Annotated in this window: 10 protein-coding genes; 5 read left to right on the top strand and 5 right to left on the bottom strand. The window is 70.0% G+C overall.

The genetic code is table 11. The annotated features are described in order from the left end of the window. A partial coding sequence (locus AB0M47_RS39295; protein ID WP_363423294.1) for a DUF222 domain-containing protein occupies positions 1 to 1,264 on the top strand: 1,264 nt, incomplete at its 5' end. Positions 1,265 to 1,760: 496 nt separating this feature from the next. Here AB0M47_RS39295 and AB0M47_RS39290 read toward each other — a convergent pair. The 4 genes from AB0M47_RS39290 to AB0M47_RS39275 all read right to left on the bottom strand — a co-directional run bounded on the left by AB0M47_RS39290 (position 1,761) and on the right by AB0M47_RS39275 (position 5,643). Further along, complete coding sequence (locus AB0M47_RS39290; protein WP_363423292.1) at positions 1,761 to 2,252, bottom strand: hypothetical protein; 492 nt, start codon at positions 2,250 to 2,252, stop codon at positions 1,761 to 1,763. Between the two features lie 98 nt (positions 2,253 to 2,350). Beyond that, positions 2,351 to 3,664: an ISL3 family transposase gene (locus AB0M47_RS39285; protein WP_363423291.1), complete on the bottom strand. Its 1,314-nt coding sequence runs from the start codon at positions 3,662 to 3,664 to the stop codon at positions 2,351 to 2,353. A gap of 329 nt (positions 3,665 to 3,993) precedes the next feature. Continuing rightward, a complete protein-coding gene (locus AB0M47_RS39280; protein ID WP_363423289.1) occupies positions 3,994 to 4,938 on the bottom strand; it encodes an acyltransferase domain-containing protein in 945 nt (314 codons plus the stop codon). A gap of 54 nt (positions 4,939 to 4,992) precedes the next feature. Continuing rightward, complete coding sequence (locus AB0M47_RS39275) at positions 4,993 to 5,643, bottom strand: LysE family translocator (RefSeq protein WP_363423287.1); 651 nt, start codon at positions 5,641 to 5,643, stop codon at positions 4,993 to 4,995. A 72-nt stretch (positions 5,644 to 5,715) separates the two neighbouring features. On the opposite strand from AB0M47_RS39275, the gene AB0M47_RS39270 reads away from it, so the two are divergent. Continuing rightward, positions 5,716 to 6,234, top strand: coding sequence for a GNAT family N-acetyltransferase (locus tag AB0M47_RS39270; RefSeq protein WP_363423285.1), 519 nt, complete (start codon positions 5,716 to 5,718; stop codon positions 6,232 to 6,234). On the opposite strand, the gene AB0M47_RS39265 is transcribed toward AB0M47_RS39270, so the two are convergent. Further along, positions 6,231 to 7,388, bottom strand: coding sequence for a substrate-binding domain-containing protein (locus AB0M47_RS39265; protein ID WP_363423283.1), 1,158 nt, complete (start codon positions 7,386 to 7,388; stop codon positions 6,231 to 6,233). The two genes, AB0M47_RS39270 and AB0M47_RS39265, sit on opposite strands and share 4 nt — an antisense overlap. Positions 7,389 to 7,709: 321 nt before the next feature. Between AB0M47_RS39265 and AB0M47_RS39260 the strand changes: the two genes are divergently transcribed. From AB0M47_RS39260 to AB0M47_RS39250, 3 genes are read left to right on the top strand one after another with little or no spacing between them, the layout of a single operon-like run. Next, positions 7,710 to 8,720 carry a hydroxyacid dehydrogenase gene (locus AB0M47_RS39260; RefSeq protein ID WP_363423281.1) on the top strand — a complete coding sequence of 337 codons (1,011 nt, stop codon included), beginning with the start codon at positions 7,710 to 7,712 and terminating at the stop codon, positions 8,718 to 8,720. Beyond that, a complete protein-coding gene (locus AB0M47_RS39255) occupies positions 8,717 to 10,609 on the top strand; it encodes a DUF2264 domain-containing protein (RefSeq protein ID WP_363423279.1) in 1,893 nt (630 codons plus the stop codon). Before AB0M47_RS39260 ends, AB0M47_RS39255 begins: the two co-directional genes overlap by 4 nt. After that, the gene (locus AB0M47_RS39250; RefSeq protein WP_363423277.1) at positions 10,606 to 11,871 is read left to right on the top strand and encodes an extracellular solute-binding protein; all 1,266 of its coding nucleotides are present in this window, start codon (positions 10,606 to 10,608) and stop codon (positions 11,869 to 11,871) included. Before AB0M47_RS39255 ends, AB0M47_RS39250 begins: the two co-directional genes overlap by 4 nt. Positions 11,872 to 11,930 lie beyond the last annotated feature (59 nt).

The following is an 11,930-nucleotide window of genomic DNA, read 5'->3' as shown; positions in this document are numbered from 1 at the left end:
GCCGGAGACACCGGTTGTCGAGGAAGCATTGGCAGCGGGGCGGGTCACCGTCGACCAGGCGCGCGTCATCACGAAGACCGTGCACGATCTGCCATCGGCGGTCAGCGAGGCGGGTAAGGCGAAAGCCGCCGACGTGTTGACGAAGCTGGCTGCCGACGACCGGCTGCGGCCGGAGACGCTGGAGAATCACCGGTCGCAGATCCTGGAGCTGGTCGCACCCGAGATCGCGGAGGAACGCCTGCGCCGCGATCTGGAACGCGCCGAGCGGTCGGCCTACGACCGCCGTGACTTCACCCTCATCCCGTATGGCGAGGGCGAATACCGCGTTCGCGGCATCCTGGATGCGGAGATGGCTGCGATCGTGCGGACCGCGTTGGATCCGTTGTCCGGGCCGCGCAAGCCCGCACCAACCGCTGCCGCTGCGACTGGGCTCGCTGGTGCTCCGGACGCACCAGGCGGCTTCGATGCGCCGGGTGGCGCGGTTGTGGCCAGCGCGGGCGCGGACGCGGCAGGCGGCTTGACCGTGGCATGCTGCGCGGGCGGGGACGCGACCGGCAGCTTCCCCATGGCAGGCGGCTCCAACGCGGACGGCACCGGTGCGTGTGCGGATGCGGGCTGCGCGGGCGCGGGACGTGGTGCTGATGCGGCAGATGACGGTCGCATTGCGGCTCGGGTGCTGCCAGGAGAGCCGGACCTGCGTTCAGCGGGTGCCCGGCGGGCTGATGCTCTTGTCGAGGTGTGCCAGCGGATCATGAGCGCCGGTGAGCTGCCCGACAACGGCGGCGAGAAGCCACACCTGACGATCACCCTGCCGTGGGACGCCCTCCAAGCCAAGGTCGGCGCAGGCTTGCTCGACACCGGTGACCTGCTCACCCCGGAGACCGTGCGACGGTTGGCGTGCGACGCGATGATCATCCCCGCCGTCTTGGGCGGTGACGGCCAGGTCCTCGACGTGGGCCGTGCCCGGCGGCTGATCGACGGGCCGCTCCGCCGTGCACTCGTGTTGCGGGACAAGGGATGCGCCTTCCCAGGTTGTGACCGGCCGCCTCAGTGGTGCCACGGGCATCACGTCCGATCATGGGCAGATGGCGGAGACACCTGCCTCGCCAACAGCGTCCTGCTCTGCGGGTTCCATCATCGCGAGATCCACCACGGGCACTGGGAAGTCCGCATGAGACCGGACGGCTTCCCCGAATTTCTCCCACCGGCCTTCGTCGACCCGCAACGAAGACCAGTACGCAACACCCTCCACCGACGCTGCTGAGCCGCGACATGGCTCAACACCCTCGCGGCGGCGCACGGCCACGACGACGACACGGACGACGCGGACGACACGTGCGACGCGGACAGGTGCGCATGTTGTGCGCCCGTGGCTGCGACTTCAGGCCGCCTCGCAAGATCATGCAGCCGATGGCGTGCGCTTAGAGGCCTTTCGCGCAGACCACGGGAGCATGATCACGGAATCGGACCCGAAATCGCAGATGGAAGGTGCCATCGTGGGCGACGCTGTCGGGCGGACGGAGTCCGGCGTGCGCAGTCAGGCGGACGCGCGAGGTCGGTCATCGGGGCTCAACGAGCTTAGCGGGGGTCGAGATGGCCTCGGGGTCGTCGAGTGATCGCAGCTCGGGCGCGTAGTCGCTGGTTGACCGGTTTGCGGAACCCGATGGTGTCGCGAGCAACGGTCCTGATCAACTGGTTGGCGCCCTCGCTGTCAGGCGGGAGCAGACCGGCCGGTTCCACGAATGGTCAGCGCGGCCGGGTTAGACAGGGAACCCGAAGAGGTAGAGGACCTGCTTGTCAGCCGTCGTGTCGACGATGATCTCCAGCGGCCGTCCGCCGGTCCGATTTCCGTGATAGCTGACATAGCTATGGTCGATGGGGAAGGACCAACCCACCTCGTCGGTCTTGGCGGCGAGCTGGAAATACGCTCCCGGCGCACCGGCCGGTTCGCCGCCCTCCATGGCGTTGACCCTGAGGAACGACAGCATGCACTCCGAGGAGGCCGAGAAACTCAGATAGATATCGTGTCCCCAGTCCCCGACCAATGCGTAATGCACATCGTCGTAGGGACAGTCAGGCATGATGAGGCCGTAGAGCTTGACGCCGTTCTCCAACGACATGTCGCCGGAGTCGTAGGAATACGCCCGTTCGTCGTGGTCAGAACAAGCCGACAAAAGGCCCGCCGACACGACGATCACGACCGCTGCGGCCCAGCGGAGGCCTCGGCGTCCTCTCCGATCCTGGCTGATCATGGCTTTGACGCTAGCAGTATCAGACGAAATCAGGTGCGCCGATCATCGATGGGAGCCCGATATCCGAACAGGATTGTTCTCGTCCTTCGCCGTCTGCGTTAGCGCGGGTCGAGGTGTCCGCGGGCTCGCCGGGTGGTCGCGCACCGGGTTCGTAGCCGCTGGTTGACGGGGTTGCGGAAGGCGTAGGCGTCGCGGGCGATCGTCTTGATCATCCGGTTGGTGCCCTCGCTGCCGGCGTTGGTGATGCCGGTGTTGATGAACGCCAGAATCGTCAGCCACCAGGTCTGCACCGTGGTGGCCAGGCGCTCCAGCTCCGGTAGTCCGGATGCGGCGCACCCGCAGTAGAACCGGTAAAGCAGGTCGGCGATCTGTTCGCGGTTCGGGTTGGTGTGGGCCAGGGCGAGCAGGTCGAGCAGGTCCTCCTTCGTGTTCCATGCGGCGGTGATTGGTGTGCCGATGCGCTTGGGTAGCAGCTTGAGGTCGGCCTGCAGTTCGGCGAGGTGGTCGTTGGACAGGCTGTCGGCTCGGCGGGTCAGCCGGTTGCGCAGTTCCCACTCGTGGTTGCCTTTGCGGCCGCGCCGCCCGCGGACCTGGATGGTGACCCAGCGGCGGACCTCGGTCACCGTAGCGTTTGCCAGTTGGGCGACGGGGAAGTGGTCGACGACGAGCTGGGCGTGAGGCAGGGCCTGACGGATGGCGGACTTGAACACGGTGCTCATGCCGATCGCGACGTGGCGGATCCGCTGCCGCCAGTCGGCGGGACGGGCCGCCAGCCGTTCGACGACTGCGGCGGCGGTGCGGCCCTCGACCTGTCCGAGCAGGCCCTGCCCACCGGAGAGGTCGACAAAGCCGATGTGCCACCGGTCGACGATCGTCTGCCAGGACTGTGCCTGGTCGTCGTAGACCCATTTCGGTCGGCCTCGGCGGACCTCGTCGATGCCGAGGACCTCGACCGTTTCGGGCTGGACGGGCAGCACCCGGGCCGCATGCTCGGTGAACGCCGCCGCGACTACCGACGACGAGACGTCGTGCTCGCGGGCGGACTGCACCACGGTGCGACCGGTGTCGGCGACCGCTGCCCCGGCCGATGCGCGCAACCCGACGGTCAGCCGTTTGCGGGCCGATACCGAGCCGACCGCCTCGGTGAACGACCGACGCGGGCACGACGACTGGTCACACCGCCATCGCCGCTTGCGCCACACCAGACTCGGCCGACGCCCACCCGTCGGCAGGTCCCGTGGCCGCGTCGAACGCCGGCCCTTCGACCGCCGCGCCCGCGTGCCGCATTCCGGACACCGCCGTGCCGCCTCATCCGTGGGGACCAGGTGCACCACCGGCCCCACCTGCCCATCCTCGACGCTGGTGACGGCCAGGCCCTCCGGGCCCAGCAGCCGGGTCGTAGCACCATCCATGCCCGTGGCTCTTCACTTGTGACCAACTTGCTTCGACACCAAGATGATCACGAAGAGCCACGGGTCATCTCAAGAGGACAGTCCTACTCAGACAGTCACAGCAGGTGAGATAGACCGACCCCGCGAAGTTCGTTGAGCCGTCATCGGCCGTCGAGGCGCGCCAGCCGACTTCGCCAACGGCCTAGTCGCTGGTATGCGCAATGGCCTTGGTATGAAGCCGACGTGAAGGTCGCGTTGAGCGGAGAGCGCCGTGCCCCCAGTCGCTTCCCACCCGGTGGAGCTCACATCGGGCGAGAAAGCCGGCCCGGTGAGTCTTCCCGATTGATGCACTAGAGGTCGAAGCGGCCGCGGCGCCAGTACCAGTGCCCGCCGGCCATCAGGTGGTCGGCGACGGCGCGCTGAAGCACCGTCCGGCGCGGCAGCTGGTCGAGCGGCGTGGTGAGGCTGCGGAACACGAAGCGCCGCACCTCGACGTCGGCGTCCAGTCCTTCGGGCGCCTCGTACGGTTCCAGCTCGAAGCGCTGCTGGAAGCGGACGATGTTCGAGTCGGCGGGCAGGTAGTCCCGCAACTGTGGGTCGAGCAGCCAGGAGCCGCAGGAGAACGCCGTGTACCGCTCGTCGGGGAAGTGGCGCGGGAAGAACTCGCGGGCCTCGTCGAGCGACGCGGTGATGGCCTCGGGGCTCAGCGGTCCCGCCTCGGGGATGTGCAGGCCGATGGCGTCTTCGCCGCGCTGGTGTTGCAGCCGGCCCAGTTCGTAGAGGCCGCCGCGCGCGTGCAGGGTCAGCCACGCCTGCATCACCGGCCAGCCCTCGCGGTTCATCCGGCGGTCGACGGCGAGGTTGCGGCCCAGGTCGGCGAGCGTCGCCCAGGAGACGCCCTCGGCGATGCCGTGGTCGCGGTGGTACGCGAGCACGACGTCGGCCAGGGCCAGGTAGGCGTACACGTAGAGGTGTCGCCAAGCGGGGCCCCGGTCGCGGGGCAGCTCCGGGCCGGGCGGCAGCCAGTCGTAGCCGCCCAGGTCGGCGCGGACGAGGGCGATGGAACGGTCGAGCAGCCAGCGCAGCTCGGGCGTCCACTGTGGGGAGTCGGGGTCGGGCCAGCCCGCCATGATCTCGGCGAGGTCGTCCGGCTGGACCGCGAGCCGGGCGAGGATCGCCGGGGCGTCGGCCTTGGCGGGCAACGGAGCCGAGGGCAGGTCACCGGCGAGCCGGTGAACGCGGTCGACGTCGTCGAGGGGTACGCCGAGCCGGGTGGCGATGTCGTCCAGATCCACGCCGAAACACTACCGGCCGGTGGGCGTACGCCGCGGCCCCGGGTCAGCCGGAGACTAGCGGGTCTCGACGGCGAGGCGCACGCCGAGCGCGACGAGGATGGCGCCGAGCGTGCGTTCGAGGCGACGCCGGATGGTCGCCCGTGCCAGCCAATCGCGTACGCGCACCGCCAGCAGCACGATGAGGGCGCAGTAGGCGCTGTCGAGGATCACCTGCACGACGGCCAGCGCGACAGTGGTGCCGAAGACGGCGCCGTCGGCCGGCAGGAACTGGGGGAAGAAGGAGAAGGCGAACACCGCCGCCTTGGGGTTGGCGGCGATCGAGACGAGGGAGGCGCGGAACGCGGCGGCCGGCGTACGCCCGCTGGGCGGGGCCAGGTCGGCGAGCGCCGCCGGCTCGGGGCGACCGGCGCTGCGCCAAGCCGAGACGCCGAGCCAGACCAGGACGCCCGCGCCGACGATGTGCAGCGCGTCGAACAGCATCCGGTTGGCCTGCAGCAGGGCGGTCAAGCCGCTGCCGGCCGCCAGCGCCCAGGCGAAGATGCCGATCTCGTTCCCGGCGACGGCGGCGAGCCCGGCGGCCCGGCCGTCGCGGACCGAGCGGTGCAGGAACAGTGCGGTCGCCGGGCCGGGCAGGATCGCGAGCACCAGGCAGGCCAGGAGGAACTGTGGCAGGACATCGAGCACGTGCGACAAGACCGGTCCCATGGGTCAGAAGTGAACACCGCCCGGAAGGTAATTGGGAAGCGGGTATCCCGTCGGGGTGCTTACGGTGAGGGCATGGAGTTGATCGAACCGGCCGCCGACCGGCACCGCGCCTGGCTGGAGTTCCGCGACGAGTGGGCCGGCGAACAGATGCACGGCACCGGGGTGTCGGCGGACTACGACGTGTCCACGCCTGACGGGTTCGCGGCCTGGGTCGCGTACCTGCGGCGGCAGTCGGACGCATCGGTGCCGGTGGCGGAGGGGCGGGTCCACGCGGATTACTGGTGGATCGCCGAGGGCGACGAGATCCTGGGTGCGATCACGCTGCGGCATCGGCTCAACGACTTCCTGGCCGAGGCCGGCGGTCACATCGGCTACGGCGTACGCCCGTCGGCCCGCCGCCGTGGGCGCGCCGGCTGGGCGCTCGGCCAGGTGTTGCAGCGGGCCAAGGAACGCGGGCTCGACCGGGTGATGATCAGTTGCGAGGACGGCAACGTCGGCTCGGCGCGCACGATCGAGCGCAACGGCGGCGTCCTGGAAGACGTGCGCGACACCGTGCTCGGCCGCACCCGGCGGTACTGGATCACGCTTTAGCGAAGGCCGCTGGAGTCGCGGACGACCAGCCGCGGGCTGACGCGTACGCGATGGACCGGCCGGTCCGGACCGGTCTGCATGCGCTGGGCGAGCAGCTGGACGGCGGTCTCACCGATGGTGAACTTGGCCGGCCGGACGGCGCTGAGCGCGGGGTTGGCCAAGCCGGCCACCTCGTCGTCGTACGCCACCACGGCGAGGTCGCCGGGCACCCGGATGCCACGTTCCTCGCACCGGGCGACCAGCGAGATCGCCTCCCGGTCGGAGTGCACGAGCAGGGCGGTCGTCCCGGTGGCGACGCAGGCGTCGAGCGCCCGGTCGACCTCATCGCTCCATTGTGGGTGACGGTGGTCGGGGGAGATGACGTCGGGCGTCCCGGCCAGCTCCAGCGCCAGTTCGGTCACCGTCTCCCGCCAGCCGAGCCGCACCTTCGGCGTGTGCGGGCTCGTGGCCGAGGCGAAGAAGCCGATGCGCCGGTGGCCCTCGGACGCGAGATACCGCACGGCGAGGCTGGCGCCGAACGCGTGATCGGTGCTGACCGACTCGACGTGTTCGTGATAGGGACCGACCGTTGCGGTGCGTTCGACCAGAACGACCGGAATGCCCAGCCCGGCCAGCCATGCGATCAGCTCGGCGGCCTCGGCGCCGACCGTCGGCGGGGCGATGAGCAGACCCTGGATGCCGATCGACTCCAGCAGCCAGGTGACCTGGCGGCGGACGTCGGCGACGTCGTCATAGGACGAGCCGCGCAGCACGATGCGTACGCCCAGGTCCGGGGCGGCGTCGCGAGCGCCCTGCACGATGGCGGGCCAGTAGTAGTCCAGCGAGGGCACGACCATGCCGACCGACGCCAGCTCGGACTCGTCCGATATGGACGCCGCGTCGTCGTCACCCGATGGGGACGCGATGGGAGAGGACGGCGACGCGGGGGACACCGCGGGGGAGAGGGCCGGACCGGCCTGGCGCGGCAGCCGAATGCCGCCGTGCACGCGTTCGATCGCACCCTCGCCGGCCAGCTGGGCGATGTCGCGGCGCACGGTCACCGCGGTGACGCCGAGCGAGCGGGCGATGTCGCTGACCCGCAGAGTCCCGCGTACGCGCAGGTCGGCGAGCAGTCGCTCGCGTCGTTCCGCGGGCAGCAGCGGGGGCTCGGACACGGTCACTGCTGCGCCTCCAGGGTCGACGGGTCCGCGATGGGGGAGAGCGCGGTCGGGAGCTCGATTGTGCGCCTCGGTGTCGACGGCACGGGAACCCCCTCGGTGATCAGGTGGTGATCAGGTCGTGATCAAGTTTCGGTCAGAACCGATCAGATTCGATCACAAAAGTGCGGCCAGTTCCGAGCCATATCGTGTTACAGACTGGTAACGAACCCTTGTGGTGCAGTTCTCCATGCGATTGACTCCCTGTCACCCGATCGAACGAACAAAAACGAACACAAACGAACCCCCTCGCCGAGGAACACCGGAAGGCCCGATCGCATGCACCGTCCGCAGGCACTGCTCGTGATGCGGCCCGACAGTTTCCGCCTCCAGTTCGGCCCGGAGGAGATGCGGCGGCTGAGGTCGCTCGCCGACCTCGGCGATCCGATCTGGTCGGACGACCTCGACGCGCCGCACACCCGCGCCCGCCTGGCCGAGACGGAGGTGCTGCTCACCTCGTGGGGCTGCCCGACGCTCACCGCTGATCGCCTCGACGCCGCGCCGAAACTGCGCGCGGTGCTGCACTGCGCCGGCAGCGTCCGCAGCCTGGTCTCCGACGAGGTGTGGAACCGGGGAATCCTGGTGACCAGCGGGGCGGAGGCCAACGCCACCCCGGTCGCCGAGTTCACCCTGGCCGCCATCATCTTCGCGGGGAAGAAGGCGCATCTGCTGGCCGCCCAGGCACGGGCGAACCGCGCCGACTGGTACAGCGTCGCCGCCCGCGAGGATCTGTCCAACTTCGGGCGCACGATCGGCGTACTGGGGTTCTCCCGGATCGGCCGCCGTGTCGTCGAGCGCCTGCAGACCCTCGACACCGCCGAGGTGCTGGTCACCGACCCCTACGCGGACGCCGCCTCGGTGGCGGCCGCCGGCGGCCGGCTGGTCGACCTCGACGAGCTGCTGACCCGGTCGGAGATCCTGTCGCTGCACCTGCCGGAGCTGCCGCAGACCCGCAACGCGATCGGCGTACGCGAACTCGCGTTGCTGCCCGACGGGGCCACGGTCATCAACACCGCCCGTGGCGGGGTCATCGACCACGCGGCGCTGGAGCGCGAATGCGCGACCGGCCGCCTCAACGCCGTTCTCGACGTCACCGAGCCGGAGCCGCTGCCCGAGGATTCCCTGCTCTACCAGCTGCCCAACGTGATGATCACCCCGCACATCGCCGGTTCGCTCGGCTCCGAGACGCGCCGGATGAGCGCTCAGGCACTCTCCGAATTGGAACGATTCATCGCCGGTGAGCCGCCGATCGACGCCGTCACCAGCGAAGTGCTGGAGGTGAGCGCGTGACGATCTCGCCCATCACCGGCTGGACCCGCGACGACTGGACCACGCTGGCCGATCGCATGCTGCTGGCGGCCCGCCGGCACGCCTCGCCCAGCCACGCGCGCATCACGCCGCCGGGTGCGCCCGGCGGCTACGGCACCGATGTGGACGGCCTGGAGGGCTTCGCCCGAACCCTGCTCCTCGCGGGCTTCCGGGTCGCGGGGGAGCGCGGCGAGGACCCGCTCCAGCTCCTCGACTGGTACGCACAAGGCATCGCCACGGGCACGGATCCCACGTCCCCCGAGCGCTGGGTCCGGCCGAGCGAACACGGTCAGGCCAAGGTCGAGGCCGCGTCGATCGCGCTGATCCTCGACCTGACGCGGCCGTGGCTGTGGGACGCCCTCGACGCGGGTGTGCAGGAACGAGTCGTGGCCTACCTCGCCGAGGTCGTCGGCGACCAGGACTACCCCCGGTCGAACTGGGTGTGGTTCCGGATCGTCGTCGAGCAGTTCCTCGCCTCGGTCGGCGGCCCGTGGTCGCTGGACGACATGGAAGCCGACCTGGCCACGCACGAGTCCTTCGCCCGCGAGGGCGGCTGGTACTGCGACGGCGTATCGCGAAACTACGACCACTACGCCGGGTGGGCGCTGCACCTGTATCCGATCCTCTGGAGCCGGATGACCGGTGCCGAACAGCTCGCCGCTCCGCGGCTGCCGGCGTACGCCGAACGGCTGGACCGCTTCCTCCTCGACGCGGTGCGCCTCGTCGGCGCCGACGGCTCGCCGCTGATCCAGGGCCGCAGCCTGACCTATCGCTTCGCCGCCGCCGCCCCGTTCTGGGTCGGCGCGCTGGCCGGGTCGCCCACGCTCGCTCCCGGGCTGATCAGGCGGACCGCGTCCGGGATCGTCAAGCACTTCGCCGACCACGGCGCACCCGACGACGACGGGCTGCTCACCCTGGGCTGGCACCACCCCTGGCGGCCCATCGCCCAGCGCTACTCCGGGCCGGGTTCGCCGTACTGGGCGGCCAAGGGCATGCTCGGGCTGGCCCTGCCGGCCGACCATCCGGTGTGGACCGAGGTGGAGCAGCCGCTGCCGGTGGAACAGGCCGACCAGCTCACCGTCGCCGCCGCGCCCGGCTGGGCAGTGGTGGGTACGCACACCGACGGCATCGTCCGCGTCTACAACCACGGCACCGACCACGCCCGCCCCGGCGACCGGACCGGCGACTCGCCCCTGTACGCGCGGATGGCGTACTCGACGGCGACGGCTCCGCTGCTGGACGAGGCGGGCTGGGACGCGCCGCTGGACAACTCGGTCGTGCTGCTCGACGCGGACGGCCGGGCGACCCACCGGACCGGGTTCGAGACGCTCACGGTCGGCGAGGTCGGCGATGTTGACGATGTCGGCGCGGCCGTGCTGGCCTCCCGCGCCCGCGCGCACTGGATCGACCCCGACCGCAGCGTGCCCGACCACGGCTCCGGCCGCCCCGGCACCGTCCTCGACGCCGCCCTGATCACGACCGTGTCGATCGTCCGGGGCGCGTGGGAGGTCCGCTGCGTACGGGTCGACCCCGACGGCGCGCCCGGCTGGGACCGCGCCGTGGCGCTGCGTGTCGGCGGCTGGCCGGTCACCGGCGATCGGCACACCTCCGTCGCGGTGGACCTCGGCGGATTCGAAGACTCCGGCACCCATCAAGCCCGGGACGCCACTCCGCTCGGCGGGCTCACCAGCACTCCGTGGCTCTCGGCGTACCAGATGGGCGGCTGGAAGGTCGCGGGACTGGCGCTGAACGGCGGCGATCAGGCCCCGCAGACCGTGATCTCCGGGCCGGTCATCACGGTGACCTGGCCCGACCTGACCAGAACGACCGCCCCCCTTGATTTCCCGCTCCCTAGGAAGGACCCCTCGTGAACAGAAGAAAGTTGCTGGCGTTCGGCGCGGCCGTGGCCGCCGCCGCGCCGCTCGCGGCCTGCGGCTCGGACGACGACGGCGCCGAGAGCGGCCCCGTCGAGCTGACCATCAGCGTGTGGAACATGGACTCCACGCCGGAGTTCAAGGCGCTGTTCGACGCCTTCCAGAAGGCGAACTCGGACATCACCATCAAGCCGGTCGACATCCTGGCCGACGACTACCCGACCAAGGTGACCACGATGCTCGCCGGTGGCGACAGCACCGACGTCATCACGATGAAGAACGTCATCGACTACGCCCGGTACGCCGGCCGGGGTCAGCTGAAGGACGTCACGTCGCTGGCGAAGTCGGAGAACGGCGCGAAGCTGAACGGGCTCGACGCGTTCAAGCAGGAGGGCGACAAGTACTACGCGCTCCCGTACCGCCAGGACTTCTGGGTCCTGTACTACAACAAGAAGCTGTTCGACGCGGCGGGCAAGCCCTATCCGACGAACCTGACCTGGGACCAGTACGCCGACCTGGCCAAGGCGCTGACCGGCGGCGCGGGCCAGAACAAGGTGTACGGCACGTACCACCACACCTGGCGTTCGGTCGTGCAGGCCATCTCGGCCGCGCAGACCGGCGGCAACCTGCTCGGGCCGGACTACAAGTTCTTCGGTGACCAGTACAAGAACGCGCTGGGCATCCAGGAGGCGGGCGCCACCCTCGACTACGGCACCGCCAAGACGCAGAAGACCGGCTACGCGTCGATGTTCGAGACCAAGAAGACCGCCATGCTGCCGATGGGCACCTGGTACATCGCCAAGATCATGGCGGAGAAGAAGAAGGGCTCGACCGACGCCGACTGGGCGATCGCGCCGCTGCCCCAGACGGCCGGTGCCTCCGGTGTGACCACGTTCGGCTCGCCGACGGCGTTCGCGGTGAACAAGAACGCCAAGCACGCCGCCGCGGCGCAGAAGTTCGTCGAGTTCGCCGCCGGTCCCGAGGGCGCCAAGGCGATCGCCGCCATCGGCGTCGTCCCGGCCCTGCTCACCGACGAGATCCGGACGTCGTACTTCGGTCTCGAGGGCATGCCCACCGACGACACCTCGAAGAAGGCGTTCACGCCCGACAAGATCGTCCTGGAGATGCCGGTCAGCGACAAGACCTCGAAGATCGACACGATCCTCAACGAGGAGCACGGGCTGATCATGGCTAAGGAGAAGTCGGTCGACGCGGGCATCGCCGAGATCGAGAAGCGCGTCAAGAACGAGGCCAGCTGACCTCTTGCACACGTGCTCCCGGACGGCTTCCGCCCGTTGCCCCGCACGGGCGGAAGCCG

Source organism: Hamadaea sp. NPDC051192 (assembly GCF_040682475.1).
Classification (GTDB): domain Bacteria; phylum Actinomycetota; class Actinomycetes; order Mycobacteriales; family Micromonosporaceae; genus Hamadaea; species Hamadaea flava.
The sequence above is the reverse complement of the archived record's forward strand: the minus strand, read 5'-3'. Positions and strand labels throughout refer to the sequence as shown.

Excerpts from the sequence above, each read along its gene's own strand:
- AB0M47_RS39290 (WP_363423292.1), bottom strand. The coding sequence starts at position 2,252 with ATGATCAGCCAGGATCGGAGAGGACGCCGAGGCCTCCGCTGGGCCGCA.
- AB0M47_RS39275 (WP_363423287.1), bottom strand. The coding sequence starts at position 5,643 with ATGGGACCGGTCTTGTCGCACGTGCTCGATGTCCTGCCACAGTTCCTC.
- AB0M47_RS39285 (WP_363423291.1), bottom strand. The coding sequence starts at position 3,664 with ATGGATGGTGCTACGACCCGGCTGCTGGGCCCGGAGGGCCTGGCCGTC.
- AB0M47_RS39270 (WP_363423285.1), top strand. The coding sequence starts at position 5,716 with ATGGAGTTGATCGAACCGGCCGCCGACCGGCACCGCGCCTGGCTGGAG.
- AB0M47_RS39260 (WP_363423281.1), top strand. The coding sequence starts at position 7,710 with ATGCACCGTCCGCAGGCACTGCTCGTGATGCGGCCCGACAGTTTCCGC.